This window comes from Massilia aquatica (assembly GCF_011682045.1).
Classification (GTDB): Bacteria; Pseudomonadota; Gammaproteobacteria; order Burkholderiales; family Burkholderiaceae_D; genus Telluria_A; species Telluria_A aquatica.
The window spans coordinates 213,827-229,829 of record NZ_VVIW01000007.1 but is presented as its reverse complement, the minus strand read 5'-3'; the positions used below and the strand labels follow the sequence as shown (position 1 = coordinate 229,829).

The following is a 16,003-nucleotide window of genomic DNA, read 5'->3' as shown; positions in this document are numbered from 1 at the left end:
CGGATTTACCTGGCTTACTTGCGCGGGTACTTGATGGTCATTTCCTTGAGCAGGTTGTCGGCATGGTCGACTTCCTTCATCACCCACAGCATGTAGCGGATGTCCACGTGAATGGCGCGCGTGATGTCGCTGTCGAAGTACCAGTCCTTGGTCACCGATTCATAGGTCGAATCGAAGTTCAGACCAACCAGTTCGCCGCGCTTGTTCATCACCGCCGAACCGGAATTGCCGCCCGTGGTATCGGCGCTGGACAGGAAGTTGACCGGCACCGTGTTCAGCACAGGGTCCTTGAACACGCCATAGCGCTTTGCCTTGACCGCGTCGAGCAGCGGCTTCGGTGCGTTGAACGGCTCGGCCGCGGTGTGCTTCTCGACGATGCCTTCGACCGTGGTAAACGGGCCCTTGACGATGCCATCGCGCGGCGAGTAAGGCGCCACCGTGCCGAAGGTCACGCGCAGGGTCGAATTGGCATCGGCGTAGACCGGTTTGCCTTGCGACTTCTTCCACGCGATCACGGCCGACATGTACTGCGGGATGATGCGTTCGAGGTTGCCGTCGATTTCCTTGCGGCGGTTTTCCAGCGCCATGGTCACGTCATGCAGCTTGACGGCCAGCTTGATGAAGGCGTCGTCCGACTTGGCAAACGCCGCCGCATCCTTGCCGATCCAGCCAAGGCGCTTGGCAGTTTCGCCCAGTTCCGACTGTTTGTACAGCGCGCCGATGGCACCCGGCGCCGGCAGCAAGGCGTCCAGGCCTTGCGGATGCATCTTCGCAGCCAGCTTCTGGTAGCGCTGCAGGCCGGCGGCAAAGCGCGCCTCGTCCACGCTGCCGACATACGACTGCTCAAGGCGGGTCAGGCGCGCCTTGATGAACGACAGGTCGCGTTCCTGGTAACCGGTTTCGCGCCTGGCATCGGGCTTGGCGCCTTCCAGCGCCAGGCGGTACAGCGTGCGCGCCGTTTTCAGCATATCGCTGTTGCCGGCGACCGACCAGGCGAATTCCTGTTCCGACAGCGCCATATCGGCGGCGATGGCGGCGTCCAGGTCGGCCAGCAAGGTCGGCGACACCTCTTTCTGGTTACCGGGCTTGTTGAACCAGGCGCGGAACTCGGCGTCCTGCACGTCCTTGATGGCGGCGATGTCCTTGCGCGCAAAGCCGTCGAGCAGGCCCTGGGTTTTCTTGAGCACGTTGTTGATGCCCTTGACCACGCTGGCGTAGCGCACGTCGTTGGCAGGGCTGCCCTTGGTGGCGGCGGCGATGACGGCCAGGTCGGCCTGCATTTCGGCCACGCGCACCGGGAAGTTGGCGTCGCGCGCGAAGCGGATTTCCGAGGGCAGCTTGTAGCGGCTGGTGCGGCCCGGGTAGCCGGCCAGCAGGATCGGATCGCCGTTCTTCAGGCCTTCGGCCGACACCACCAGGAAGTCTTTCGACTTGTACGGCACATTATCTGGCGACGGATCGGCCGGACGGCCATCCTTGCCGACGTAGGCGCGCAGGAAGGAGTAGTCGCCGGTCTGGCGCGGCCATTCGAAGTTATCGACGTCGCCGCCAAAATTGCCGATCATGTCGGACGGCGCGTACACCAGGCGCACATCGCGGATCATCAACTGGCGAATGCGGTAGTACTCAAGGCCGCGGTGAAAGCTCGGCACCGAACAGCGGTATGCCTTGTCGGTTTCGCATTCGGCGGTCAGCGCCTTGATGCGGTTCTGGACTTCTTCATTGCGCTCGCGCCCGGACATGGTCGGCGACAGGCCCTTGAGCACGCGGTCGGTGACGTTTTCGACTTTTTCGGTCACATACACCAGCGTATTCGGGCCGCCCGGCAGTTCGGCGTCGCGCGTCTTGGCCAGGAAGCCATTGACGATGTAGTTCTTTTCCGGAGTCGAATTACGCTGGATGGCGCCGTACGCGCAGTGGTGATTGGTGACCACCAGTCCATCGCCGGACACGAACGAAGCCGAGCAGCCGCCCAGCGACACGATGGCGCTCATGGGGTGCTTGGACAGGTCGGCCAGCTTCTCGGCGGGGATGGTGATGCCGATGCGTTTGAGTTCCGACGACAGTTGCGGAAGCTGGTATGGCTGCCACTGGCCTTCATCGGCATTTGCGGTAGCAAATACGCCAAGCAGGGCGACGGGTAAGGCGATGGATTTCAACAAGATATACCCCAGAAGATAAAAGCAAGCGGGGAGTATATCGCTGATGCAAAGCGCTGGAAATGATTTTGTCGGCGCCGTATTGACGGCGCGTGACGGGCATCGGCCTGTGACACCGGCAAAAGACGTGCGTTACAATCAACTGTTAACAAATAATCACAATCCTGTCCGATGCCGACAACGCCCCTCCTCGTCCGAAACTACTTCCATCATGATGGCGCCGATGCGGAACTGCTGCTGGTGGCCGATGGCCACGTCATCGCGCCGGTCACGCCGTTACTGCAGGTCGGCCATTTTACGAACGATGGCCGGGGCGGCATGATCGCTGCGGCGTACACGCTCGATGGTCAGGCCGGCTACATCGACGCCGGCGGCGCGTGGCTGGCCGGTCCCGGCATGGAGCACGCGCGCGCTTTCAGCGCCGACGGCCTGGCGCGTTTCTGCGAAGGCGGCCGGTGGGGCTACGTCAATCTGATTGGCGAGCGCGTCATCGCGGCGCAGTACGCGGAGGCGGAAGGGTTTTCCAACGGCCTGGCGGCGGTCAAGGTGACGGACGACGAGTGGCGCTACATCGACCAACACGGCCAGTTTGCCTTCGACGGCAGTTTTTGTGGTGCTTGCGAGTTCGATGCGCTTGGCCTGGCGGCGGTAAAGCAGGACGAAGACCAGCCGTGGGGTTACATCGACCGGCAAGGGCGGTGGGCGATCGACGCGCAGTTTTACCGCGCCTGGCCATTTACAGCCAGCGGCGTCGCTCCGGCCAGCGCCGACGAGGATGAATGGGGGCTGATCGATACCAGCGGCGAGTGGATCGTGCCCGCGTCCTTCAACTTTATCTACCCGTTCAACGACAACGGCTACGCCTATTTCCGCGACCGCGATTCGGACGACGAAGCCGAGGGCTACCTCGACGCGCACGGGTTCAAGGTCATCACCGGCAGGTTCGTATCGGAAGAGATGCACGCCGGCGTCGCGCTCAACGGCGACCGGAACTTCATCACCGCCGACGGGTCATTGACGTTCCCGGTCAATCTGAGCTGGGTACGCCCCTTCGACGACAGCGGCTACGCTCTCGTGCGCAGCTCCGATTTTGCGCCGGGTCCCGGTGCGGTGCCCGCCGAGCCAGTGTGGGGCTTCGCGCACCGCGACGGCCGCTTCGTCCCGGTGCCGCCGAATGCGTTGGAACCGCTTACGAGCGACGGCTGGATTCCCGAAAACGAATCGGGCACGCCGCTGACACCGTTCCTCATGTGCGATGGAGAAATCCACCTGTTCGACGGCGAAGCGCGCACGACCTTCATCTGGCGGCGCGAGCAGTGCGCCGGCGGCATGCGAGCGATCCTGCACGACCATGCCGGACGGCCGCTCTGGCACGCGGCGCCTGCCGACGCACTGGTAATCCCGGCACCCTTCTTCAATGCGCCGCCGGAATCCTTCCTGGAAGGCTGCGACGCCTTCGAACAGGTAACCCGACCTGGCCATCTCCATGCTCGAGGAGGTAGAGCGCAAGCTGCATGCGCTGGCGGGCGGCGAGGACGATGTACCGGCAGCGCAAAAACAGACGCGCATCTCTCGCCGCGTGGCGCGCGTCTACGTCAGCGAGCCGCACAACACGCACTACGACTTCCTCCTCTCGTACCGCGCGGGCGATAGCAGCCTGGCGCACAGCGGCATCGTCACCGCACTGGAGCAACGCTTCGGCACCGCGGATCCGGATCCCGACATGGCGCGCATCGCTTATCGCAGAGTGTCGCTGGCATGGCCGGTGCAACTGCGCCAACCGCTGGCGGCGCCGCAGGGGGCGAGGCAAGACTCGAACAGGATGTGGATTGCTGTTTACTGCAGCGAAGGCGACGACGATGGCGATGCCTGGTTCGACGTCTGGATGGACTGCGGCGCGAGCATCGAAACACTCGAAGTGGCGTCGGCGGTCGGCATCGCCGCGCAGGAAGCCGGTCCGGGCGAAGAAGATGAAGAGGAAGATGAAGAGGAAGATGAAGAGCAAGAGGGAGAGGACGAACAGCAGGCTGCCGCCCTGTCTCCCTACGACGAGTGGATGGCCGAAGTAAGCCGCAGCTACCACAGGATCGAAGACGTTCCGGCTGAACTCATGGATGACGCCTTGTGCGACGCCGCCCTGGAACAGAATTGTGATGCGCTGACCCATCTGCCCGCGCACTGGCAGACGGCCGACCGCCTCGCTGGCGTCATCGGCAACAGCGTCGATAGCGCAATGGCCGTGCCGCCCTGGTGCATGACCGCCGCCGGACTGGCCCTGGCGCGCTCGCTGTACTCCACCAACGCCGCATGGCAACGCGCCGACGCCGCGTTATCGACGGTCCCGGACGTGATGAACGACTACACCATGCGCAAGGTGTGGGGATGCCTGCTCGATCCCGCCATTTGCCTGCGCGCGGTCAAAGCGCGCGTGAGCCTGGCGTATATTCCGCGCTGGCTGCACAGCCCCGAACTCATCGCGCTCGCATTGGGTAAAGATATCGGCAATATCCGCTGGATTGAAAAGAGCGGCATCACTGCCGATATGGCACGGCACGCGGTGTCCCGTCGCTACGCCAACGTGGTGAGCTACATTCCCGCAGCCGTGATGACGGCGGAACTCTGGCAGTTGGCGGTGCGTACCGATCCTTCAACGCTGCGCATCATGGCGCCCGCCCTGCGTACACCCGAGGTCTGCGCCATCGCCCTGGAGCAGAACGAGAACTACCTTCCCGACGTACCCACCGCCATTCGCGAAGCGACAGTGACGCTCCTGATCGACACCGATCTGGAGTCGCTCGAGACGCGGCGCGACGGACGCACCGCCAGCAGGTGGCATCATCTGCGCGCCTGGGCCAGGCTATGGAACAACGATTACCATGGCGCCATCGCCGACGCCACGCTGGCGGTGCAGGCAATGCCGGAATCGGCGCACCCCCACTACATCCTCGCTCACGCGCTCGACGAGATCGGCGAGCATGACGCCGCCATGCGCGAAGCCGTTCTGGTGCTGTCACTCGACAGCCAGTACCGCATGCAGTTCAATGAAGACGCCTCCATCGGCTGGCTGCGCGCGCTGGCAAAAAGGGCGATCGACGAGACCGACGACGCCACCTTGCTAATGCAGCTGGCAGCCAATCCGGGCGGCCTGGCCAACATACCACGCTGGCGCGTAACGCGCGAGATGGTCGACCTTGCGGTCGGCGCCGATGCGGCGAGCGTCGCCTTCGTCCCCAAGCGCCTGATGACGTCCGCGCTCTACGAACTGGCGCTCACCCAGGACATCAAGCGCTTCGTGCAGGTGCCCACGGCGTTCATGACCGAAAGTCTCTGTCTGTGCGCGGTAAAAAGCTTGAGCTTCGGTCTCTTCCTGGTCCCTCAATCCCTGCGCACACTCGCGCTATGCGTCGCCGCAGTACGCCACAGCAGCACGGCGCTCGATCATGTTCCGGCAGCCCTGCTCGACGAAGTCCGCGCCGCCTTGCCACCACATGAGAGCCGAAAAGCATGACGATCACCGCAGCGTTCATCCGAAACTACTTTGTACCGGCGAACCAGGAGCCGGACCTGCTGGTGCTCGACGCGGGTCGAATATACGTGCCCGCCCCCGGCATCGGCGATGTGATCGGCGAATTCACCGATGACGGCCAGGGTGGCGGCATCGCCGCAGCCCGGGCTGTTAACGGCATGTGGGGCTACATCAATACACGGGCCGAGTGGATCGTCGCGCCGACCCTGGACAACGCCCGCAGCTTCCTCGACAACGAGCTGGCGCGCTTCTGCGACGCTGGTCTGTGGGGCTTCGTCAACCTGGCGGGCGAGCGCGTCATCGCGGCGCAGTACGCCGAGGCGCAAGGGTTCTCGCACGGCCTGGCGGCGGTCAAGGTATCCGAAGGTCATTGGCGCTACATCGACTGCCAGGGGCGGTTCGCGTTCGATGGCGTCTTCGCCCATGTGGGCAAGTTCAGCGCCTGCGGCCTGGCGGCGGCCGCGCCGGGGGAAGACCAGCCATGGGGCTACATCGACCGGCAGGGCCAGTGGGCGATCGCACCGCAGTTTTACCGCGCATGGGCCTTCTCGGCCGGCGGCACTGCCCCTGCCGGCGCCATTCAGGAAAAATGGGGGCTGATCGATACCGGCGGCCACTGGATCATGCCCGCATCGCGCGGATTCATCCGGCCGTTCAATGACGACGGCTACGCATTTTTCTCCGGCTCCGGTAGCGGCGAGGAAGCCCAAGGTTACCTCGATGCGCGCGGGGTCAAGGTCATCAGCGGGCAATGGGTGTCGCACAAAATGCGCGCCGGCGTCGCGAAAAGCGGCGATCGTGGCTTCGTCAATGCCGACGGGCCCATGACGTTTCCGGTCGAATTGCGCTGGGTGCGCAAATTCGACGCCAGCGGCTACGCACTGGCACGCACGTCCGACTTTGCGCCCGGGGCAAACGCCCAGCCTGTCGCAGCGGTGTGGGGCTTCGCGCATCGCGACGGGCGCTTCGTGCCGGCGCCGGAGGACGCGCTCGAACCACTCACCCTCGATGGCTTCATCCCCGATTCCGAATGCGGCACGCCGTTGACGCCTTTTCTCATGCGCGACGGGCGAATCTACTTGCTCGACAGCGAAGCCCGCACGGCCTTGGCCTGGCAACGCGAAGACTGCGCTGGCGGCGCCTGCGCAGTCTTGTCCGACCACGCCGGCCGGGTGCTCTGGCGCGGTGCGCCGTGTGACGCCCTGGCTGGTTATCCACCCTTTTTTGTGCTGCCGCCGGAATCATTCCTGGTCCCGGTGGACGCCTTCGAACAGATTCCAGGGTATGCGGCATCCCTCCTCGACGAGGTAGAACGCGAGCTGCATTCGTTCGTGGAACGTCCGGGCGACGCACACTGGATGGCGGCGCGCACGCGCAGGTCGTGCCGGCTGGTGCGTGTCTACCTCAGCGAACCGCACAACACGGAATACGATTTTCTTGGCCCGGTGCGCGCACGTGCCAGTGGCGTGGCGCACGCGCGCATCATCGCCGCTCTGGAAGAACGCTTCGGCCCCGGCGACACCGATCCCGACCTGGCCGGGGCCGGCGAGCGCACGGATTCGATCGGGTGGCCGGTGCAGCTGCGGCACGCCCTGGCGACGCCGCACAGTTCGACGGACGACGCCAACCGCTTGTGGATCGCCATCTATGTCGATAATGGCAGTGACGATGCCGATGCATGGTTCGACATCTGGATGGATTGCGGTCCGAGCCTCGAAACATTGGAAACGGCGTCCGCGGTCGGGATCGCGCAGCAGGAAGACACGGACGATGACGATGACGATAGCGATCACGACGACGACGATGACGACGATGACAACGAACAGGAAGATGAGGTCCCCGCAGGCACCCCTTACCAGCAATGGACCGCTGCTGTAAAACGACGCGACTATGCCATCGAAGAAGTCCCCGCCGAACTGATGGACGACATCCTCTGCGATACCGCGCTGGCGCATGGCAGCGGCGCACTGCTATACCTGCCCGCACGATGGCATACACCGGAGCGCCTGGAATCGTTGATCCGCAAGGATGTCTACACTGCGGTGCGGATTCCGCCCGCCTGCATGACTGCCGCCGGATTGGCGCTGGCGCGCTCGCTGTACGCCACCGACACAGACTGGCAAGAGGCCGATGCCGCGGCGTCCAAAGTGCCGGAATACCTGAACGACTACAGCATTCGCGAGGTGTGGGGCTGCCTGCTCGATTACGAGCAGTGCCTCCGGGCGGTCAGGGAGCACGCCAGCCTGGCGTCGATGCCGCGCTGGCTGCGCACCCCTGAACTGGAGGCGATCGCGCTGGATAACGATATCGGCGATATCCGTTGGCTCAACAAGAGCGATATCACACCCGGCCTGGTGCGGCGGGCACTGTCCGATCCCGAGACCGATGCCGTGCGATACATCCCTGCCGCGCTGCTGACGACGGAGATGTGTTTGCTCGCGGTGCGCACCGAAGCGAGAGCGCTGCGCAGCATGGCGCCTGCCCTGCGCACGGCCGAGATATGTGCCGCCGCCCTGGCAACAGACCCGTACATCGTGGCCGATGTACCGGAAGCAGTGCGCGAGGCTGCCGCCACGCGCCTGATCGACGAGGACTTGGGTTCATCCAGCGCGCTAAGCGAATATCGCAATTTCAGCAAATGGCACAAACTGCGTGCCTGGATAAAGTCGTGGCAGAAGGACTACCAGGGCGCCATTGCCGACGCTACCCTGGCGTTGCAAGCGATTCCCGACTCGGCGGACGTCCACTACATACTGGCAGACGCTTTCCGGCAGACCGGCGAGCATGACGCGGCGGCGCGCGAAGCGTTTCTCGTACTGTCGCTCGATAACGACTACAGCGAGGAGTTCGACCGTAACGCCAGCACATACTGGCTGCGCGCCCTCGCCAAGCGGGCGGTTAACCATCTCGATGACGCCACCCTGCTGGCCCAGGTGGCGGCCAATCCTGGCGCGCTGGCTGGCATGCCGCGCTGGCGCGTCACCCGCGAGATGGTCGACCTTGCGGTTGGCGCGGATCCGGCAACCGTGGCGTTCGTCCCCAAGCGGCTGATGACGCAACCGCTCTACGCCCTCGCGCTGGCGCGTAAAGTCAAGCAGTTCAAGCAGATCCCCGCCGCGTTCAAGGACGAAGCCTTTTGCCTGGCAGCGGTGCGGCATTCGAGCTTCGGACTCTACTACGTTCCAGAAGCCCGGCGCACGCTCGCGCTATGCATCGCCGCCGTGCGCGACAGCAGAACGGCGCTTGACTATGTTCCGGCAGCGCTGGTCGACGAAGTCGCGCGCGCCACCGGCGTGAGGAGGTCCTGAGATGAGCGCGCATCCTGTCCTGATCCGAAACCCGATGCAGCCAGACGGCAAACCGTCCGAGCTGCTGCTGGTTCACGATGGCAGGGCTTACCAAAGCCGCCCTGCCCTGTATTACGTCAACGGGCCATTTGTCGACGATCGCGCCGGCGGCGCCATTGCGGCCGCAATGGCTGCCGACGGCGGCCGTGGCTACCTGAACGCGCGTGGCGAATGGGTCGTCGCACCGACCCTGCAAGACGCCCAGCCTTTCGGCCCGGACGGCCTCTCGCTGTTCCGCGACCAGGACCGGTGGGGTTACCGCAACCTCAAGGGCGACGTGGCCGTCGCCGCTCAATACGAAAAAGCCGAGGCATTCAGTTTCGGCCTGGCGGCAGTCATGATCGGCGAGCGCAAATGGCGCTATATCGACACCAGCGGACAGTTCACGTTCGACGGCTTTTTGCGCCATGCCGGACCATTTACCGCAATCGGCCTGGCCGTGGCGCGAGGTGGAACCTACAAATGCGGCTACATCGACCGCAGCGGCGCATGGGCCATCGCCCCACGCTTCGAGCTTCCGGCGCCATTTTCAAGGCACGGCGTGGCGCCCGCCAGCGAGAACGGCAGGCGTTTCGGCATCATCAACCAGCAGGGCGAATGGGTGCTTGCGCCTTGCTACGACGAGATAGACGCCTTCAACGACGACGGCCTTGCATGGTTCAAGGCTGATGACAACCAGGAGGACTATCTCGATGCCGCCGGCATTCCCGTCATTCCCGACTGCTACGACCTGTCGCGCACCATGCGCCACGGCGTCGCCGTAGAGCGCGCGGCGCAGATGTGGTACCGGAGCGCGGATGATGTGCGCGAATTCGGCGAGGCGTTCGACTGGGCCGGCGACTTCAACACCCACGGCTTTGCGCTCGCCCGCGCCGTCGATCAGGAGCGCGGGCCGGTGTGGGGCATTGCACGCCTCGACGGCACCTTCGCCGTCGTGCCCGCCGACGTGCTCGAACCGCTGCCGGACTGGGATATCGATATCGGCTACCCCGAACCGGGCACCCCGCTGATCGCCTTTCTCGCGCGCGATGGCAGCATTGCCCTGCTCGACCGCGATGCACGCCTGGCCTTCCGGCTGCGCGCCGAATCGGAGGATGGCGTTGAGCGCGTGGCGCTGTACGACGAGACCGGGCGCCAGCTATGGCAGGATGCACCGTGCGCGGGACTGCACACACCGCAGCCCTACTTTTCCGCGCCGCCCGAGGCATTCCTGGCTGAAGTGGGCCACGTCGACGAACTACCTGCCTACGCCGAGACGATGCTGGCGGCAACCCGGGCCAAGCTGCTCAACATCGACGCCCTGAAACAGGCGGCGCACGACGGCGAGAAGGAAACCGACGACGCGTACGCGTACAAGTCGGGCCCCGATGACTGCTTCAACGGGTACAGCGACACCGACGACGAAGGCCGGCTGGCAAGGCTGGTACGCACCCGGCGCCGCATTTTCCGCATGTACCTCGGCGAGGCTGAACTGATGCGTTATGAGTTCCTCGGCGACGACCGTTATCCGATGGTGTTGCGGATGCTCGAGCGCTGCGTGGCACGACTGAGCGCGCATTTCGGCGCGCCCGTGTCCGATCCCGACTACGCCGGGGCCGAGCCCGACCGCGACACCCTGGCATGGCGCGTCGGCGCGCTGTGGCTTGGCATCGCGGGCGTCCACCAGAACGGCGACGGCGACGCGTGGCAGCATATCTGGCTGGTGTGCGTTCCCAGCCAGACGGCGTTCAATGCGGCGCTGGCCGGACAGCAGCCATCCCCTTTCGATCTCACCTGAGCACACCATGTTTATCCAGCCTGTCCTCATCAGAAACTACATGTCCCCGCCAGCGGCCTGGAACGAACTACTCATTCTCCACAAGGCAAAGGTGTATACCTCCTCTCCCGGCCTGGCGCAGGTGTTCGGCCGATTTATCGACGACGTCGCCGGCGGCGCGATTGCGGCGGCGATGGCTGTCAACGGCAAGTACGGCTATGTGAACGCCAGCGGCGGCTGGGTGCTCGAGCCGGCCCTGGAATACGCCTTTCCGTTCAGCGAAGGCCTTTCGCATTTTTGCGAAGGCGGCTTGTGGGGTTACCGTGGGCGCGATGGCAAGGTGGTCGTGCCGGCCCGGTTCACGCGGGTCGAGCCGTTCCGGCATGGGCTCGCGGTTGTCGAGGTCGAGGGCGGCAAATGGCGCTACATCGACCGCAGCGGCGGCTTTGCGTTCGACGCCAGCTTCACTATGGCCGGTTCATTCAGCGCCGTCGGTCTGGCGCCCGCGCGCGGCTCGTCCAGCAAATACGGCTACATCGACCGCACGGGCGCATGGGCGATAGCGCCGCGCTTCCTGATGTCGCTCGCTTTTTCCGACGCGGGCGTGGCCCCGGCCGCCGAAAAAAAGAGACAGTATGGACTGATCGACCGGCAAGGCAAATGGGTGCTCGAACCGTGTTACGAAAGTATCAGGGAGTTCAACGACGACACGCTGGCCTTTTACAGCGAGAGCTACGACTATGCCGGTTATCTCGACACAAACGGGGTAATGGTCATCCGCGACATGCGCAGTCCGTCGGCGCACATGCAATGCGGGATCGCGGTTGACTCGAACTACATCTGCATGACCGCACGAGGCAAGCTGGAATTTGACCTTCCCCTCGACTGGTGCGACGACTTCAACGAACACGCTTTCGCCGTCGCGCGCAGCGCCGACGGCCACTCGGCCCCGGTGTGGGGTATCGCGCGCGCGGACGGCACGTTTGCGGCGCCGCCGGCGGGCGCGGTCGAGCCAATCACGGTGCGCGGCCGGCACATCGCTCCGTGCGAAGCTGGCACTGCGCTGGCCGCGTTCCTGGAACACGACCGCAGCGTCGTGCTGCTCGACCGCGATGCGCGCGTGGTGTACCGCCTGCGTACCGAAAGCGGGCCGCAAGGCACATACGCGGCACTGTACGACGCCGCCGGTAGCCAGCTCTGGCAAGGCACACCTTTCCCGGCCCTGCGATCGCCCCGGCGTTTCTTTACCGCGCCGCCGGACAGCCTGCTCGCTGAACTGCCAGGCTTCGATGCGCTGACCGCGCTGGCCGTCACGCTCGTGCAGGCGACAGAGGAAAAACTTCACAACGCCGGTGCGCTGCTCGACGCCTTCGACAACGGCACATACGCACCCGAGGCCATCTACAACAACGACCACGACGACCATGAGGAGGAAGACGATGGCCTCAGCCTGAACGACAAGGTGGCGCAAGCGGTGCGCTCGCGGCGCCGCATCTTCCGATCCTATCTGGACGAAGACGAACATGGCCGCTATTCATTTCTATTCGAAGAACGCATCGTCATGGCGCAAGCGGTGCGCGCCCGCTTTGTCGCCATCCTGACTGCGCATTACGGCCCACCGGAGCGCGACCCGGACTATGCTGGCGAAGCGGCTACGGAAGACGCCACCGCCTGGTGCATCACGCTCGCGCAAGCGCTGGCGGAGCCCGAATCGGCGCGCCCGGAGTCGAACCAGCTCTGGCTGGGGCTCTCTTCGGTCGTCGATACTGGCGACGGCGACGCCTGGAACCACATCTGGCTGGTATGCGCACCATCGAAAGAGACGCTCGACGCCGCCCTCACCGGCCGCGCTGTAGAGGCGCCCGGCGGCGACGACCATCCTGCGCCGGATGACGGCATCGACTGGGTGGCGCGCGTGAGCGCCTCGCCCGATGCCATCATCGGCATTCCGGGGGAACTGATCGACGATGCCATCGCCGATGCCCTCATCGAATCCGAGATCCGCGCCTACCGGTTCCTGCCGCCACGCCTGCAAACCCCTGCCCGGCTGGAAGCGCAGATCCGGCGCAACGCCAAGGCCGCATCACGCATTCCACCGGTGGTCATGAGCACCGGTGGGCTGGCCCTGGCACGCTCGCTGTATGCCGACGACGCCCGCTGGCTACGTGCCGACAAGCGCAACTCCACCATTCCGACCAGATTGCACCGCGACTGCCTAGAGCACGTGTGGGGCTGCCTGCTCGACCAGCAGACCTGTCTGACCGCGGTCTGCAACGATGCCGACATTCGCAATGTGCCATGGCGGCTGCACAACGAAGACATCGTCGAAATCGCGCTTTCCAAGGACGCTGACAATATCCGTTTCGTCGATCCATCCGCGATCACGCCGCGCGTGGCCCGATTCATGGCCGGCCGGGGCGACGCCACGCTCCTGGCACGCATCCCGCCGACATTGATGACCGAAGAACTGTGTGCGCAGGCGTTGCTGAAAGACGACAACGCCTTCTCCGGGGTGCCCGATGAACTAAAAGAGGCGGTTGCCGATCGTCTGATCGACGGCGACGCAGACCGGGCCTCCGACGGCGGCAGCCGCTGGCATGCCCTACGCGCCTGGAACCGCCTTTCCGCAGGCGATGCGGACGGCGCGATCACCGCTGCGCAGCTCGCGATCGGCAACACCAGTCGGCCGGTGCACATGCACTACGTGCTTGCCAGCGCCTGGCGCCTCAAGGGTGACGTGCAGCGCGCCGCGCTGGAAGCGGCCAAGGTGCTGTCGCTGCGCAGCGACTACACGCCGCAGTTCGGGGCGAACGCCAGCATCGCCTGGCTGCACGTGCTGGCGCAGGGAGCGGCCAGCCAGGCCGACGACGCGACCCTGCTGCGCGAACTGGCCACGCAACCGCAGATGCTGGCAAAAATTCCTGGACGGCGCATCACGCGGGCGATGGTCGACCTGGCCGTCGAACTCGATGCAGACGCCGTGCGCTTCGTACCACGCCGCCTGATGACGACGGCGCTCTACGAATTGGCTCTCAGCCACGGACACAAGCGTTTCGAGCAGCTACCGGTGGCCATGATGAGCGAAGCGTTCTGCCTTGCAGCGGTGCAGAGACACGACTACGAACTCAAATTTGTTCCGCAGGAGCTGCGCACGCTCCCCCTGTGCATCGCATCGGTAAGCAAACACTACTGGGCGATCGACCATGTTCCGGTGGCGCTGCAAAGCGCCGTGCGCGCCGTCCTGACAACAACCTGACTACACATACTGATGACAATCCAACCCACCCTGATCCGCAACTACTTTGCGCCACAAGGCCTGGAGCCCGAACTGCTGCTGCTCCACGGCGGTCAGGTTCATGTGCCCGTTCCCGCCCTGGGCGACGTCTTTGGCGAATTCGTCGGCGACGGCCAGGGTGGCGCGATCGCCGCAGCAATGGCAGGCGGCGGCATGTGCGGCTACATCGACACACAAGGCGCCTGGGTCGTCGCGCCGACGCTCGACGACGCGCGCACCTTCAGCGCCGATGGCCTGGCGTGTTTTTGCGACCAGGGGAAATGGGGCTACCTGGACGTGCGCGGCAAGGTCGTGATAGAACCGCAGTACGCGCAGGGTGAGCCATTCCAGCATGGCCTGGCGGCGGTGCAGACGGCCGCAGACGGATGGCGCTATATCGACACCAGCGGCAAGTTCGCCTTCGACGACAGTTTCGCCAATGCCGGTTCATTCACCGCCGGCGGACTGGCGGCGGCCCGCATCGCATCCGGCCCGGTCGGCTACATCGACAGATCCGGCGCATGGGCGATTGCGCCGCGCTTTGCATCGGCACAGCCGTTTTCGCGCGACGGCGTGGCGCCGGCCAGCGAGGACGGCAAGCGGTTCGGCATCATCGACCGCAAAGGCGCATGGGTACTGGAACCGCGCTATGACAGGATCGACGACTTCAACGCCGACGGCCTGGCCTTTTTCAAGCACGGATGGAATGATGCTGGCTATCTCGACACCACAGGCGCACCGGTGATCGTGGCGTTCAACCGCCTGTCGGAGTCGATGCACTGCGGGATCGCCATCGAATCGGCCCACACCTGCATGACGGCGCAGGGGAAATTGGCCTTCGACGCGCCCCTGTTATGGTGCGGCGACTTCAACGAGCATGGTTTCGCAATCGCCTGCGCCAGGGCCGCCCAAACGGACAGTGATGCGGCGCCGGTGTGGGGCATTGCCCGAGCCGACGGCAGCTTTGCGCGGCCACCGGCCGACGTGCTCGAACCGCTGACCCAGGGCCGTTACCACGATATCGCAACCCAGGAAGCGAACACCCCGCTGGTTGCCTTCCTCGCGCGCGACGCAAGCATCGCATTTCTCGACCGCGATGCGTGTGTGGCCTGGCGCCTGCGTGCCGAACCAGCCCCTGGCGGCGCCGGCCCGGCGCTGTATGACGCTGCGGGCCGGTTGCTGTGGCACGGACAATCCCACTCCACGATTGCGCCGCCGGCGCTGTATTTTTCGGCCCCGCCCGAGTCCCTGCTGATCGACCTGCACGACCTCGGCGACCTGGCCGGACTGGCCGACTCGATGGTGCTCGCAAGCGCTAACAAACTGTGCAATATCGACGCGGCGCTGCAAGCACCGGCAAGCGGAGATGAGGACGAGGAGGATCACTGCACGCTTCCCGGCGACCGCAACGAGTACGGGGCCAACGTCAGTGCGGCCGACCAGTTGGCGAAGTCCTTGCGCACGCGGCGCCGCATCTTTCGTTCGTACCTTGACGAACACAAGCACGCGGCTTACGAATTTTTTGCTTCCACGCGGGGCGCCGTGATGGATGCCACATACGCACGCTGCGTGGCGCGCCTGACGGAGCATCTCGGACCGTCAACGCGCAATCCCGGCAAATCCGCTCCGCCCGACATCACGGCGTGGGGCGTCCCCATCACCCCGCCGCTGGCCGGGCTTGACGCGGCCCGGCCGGGGTCAAACCAGATGCGGCTCGTGCTCTTCACGCAAGCTGGCTATGGCGACGGCGACGTGTGGCACAACATCTGGCTGGTCTGCTCGCCCTCGATAGAGACGCTGGCGGCAGCCCATGGCGGGCGCGTCCCGACGTATCCGTCTTATGACGATGACGACTATGACGACGATGACGAAGATGACGAAGATGACGACGACGCACCAGCGGCTACGGCCGCCAGTTGACGTCATTGCCGACATGCCTGG

General features: G+C 64.8%; 6 protein-coding genes. 5 read left to right on the top strand and 1 reads right to left on the bottom strand.

The genetic code is table 11. The annotated features are described in order from the left end of the window. Positions 1-14: 14 nt before the first annotated feature. The gene (locus F1609_RS15010) at positions 15-2,162 is read right to left on the bottom strand and encodes a S46 family peptidase (protein WP_167077205.1); all 2,148 of its coding nucleotides are present in this window, start codon (positions 2,160-2,162) and stop codon (positions 15-17) included. 168 nt (positions 2,163-2,330) lie between these two features. Between F1609_RS15010 and F1609_RS15005 the strand changes: the two genes are divergently transcribed. The 5 genes from F1609_RS15005 to F1609_RS14985 all read left to right on the top strand — a co-directional run bounded on the left by F1609_RS15005 (position 2,331) and on the right by F1609_RS14985 (position 15,982). After that, positions 2,331-3,812, top strand: coding sequence for a WG repeat-containing protein (locus F1609_RS15005; protein ID WP_167077204.1), 1,482 nt, complete (start codon positions 2,331-2,333; stop codon positions 3,810-3,812). 1,851 nt (positions 3,813-5,663) lie between these two features. Continuing rightward, positions 5,664-8,993: a WG repeat-containing protein gene (locus F1609_RS15000; protein WP_167077203.1), complete on the top strand. Its 3,330-nt coding sequence runs from the start codon at positions 5,664-5,666 to the stop codon at positions 8,991-8,993. 1 nt (position 8,994) lies between these two features. Beyond that, a complete protein-coding gene (locus F1609_RS14995; RefSeq protein WP_167077202.1) occupies positions 8,995-10,809 on the top strand; it encodes a WG repeat-containing protein in 1,815 nt (604 codons plus the stop codon). Between the two features lie 40 nt (positions 10,810-10,849). Continuing rightward, on the top strand, positions 10,850-14,044 hold the full coding sequence (locus tag F1609_RS14990; RefSeq protein WP_167077201.1) for a WG repeat-containing protein: 3,195 nt from the start codon (positions 10,850-10,852) through the stop codon (positions 14,042-14,044). Between the two features lie 12 nt (positions 14,045-14,056). Then, positions 14,057-15,982, top strand: coding sequence for a WG repeat-containing protein (locus tag F1609_RS14985; protein ID WP_167077200.1), 1,926 nt, complete (start codon positions 14,057-14,059; stop codon positions 15,980-15,982). Positions 15,983-16,003: the final 21 nt, after the last annotated feature.

Coding starts and splice junctions, on each gene's coding strand:
- F1609_RS15005 (WP_167077204.1), top strand. CDS start 2,331: ATGCCGACAACGCCCCTCCTCGTCCGAAACTACTTCCATCATGATGGC.
- F1609_RS15000 (WP_167077203.1), top strand. CDS start 5,664: ATGACGATCACCGCAGCGTTCATCCGAAACTACTTTGTACCGGCGAAC.
- F1609_RS14995 (WP_167077202.1), top strand. CDS start 8,995: ATGAGCGCGCATCCTGTCCTGATCCGAAACCCGATGCAGCCAGACGGC.
- F1609_RS14990 (WP_167077201.1), top strand. CDS start 10,850: ATGTCCCCGCCAGCGGCCTGGAACGAACTACTCATTCTCCACAAGGCA.
- F1609_RS14985 (WP_167077200.1), top strand. CDS start 14,057: ATGACAATCCAACCCACCCTGATCCGCAACTACTTTGCGCCACAAGGC.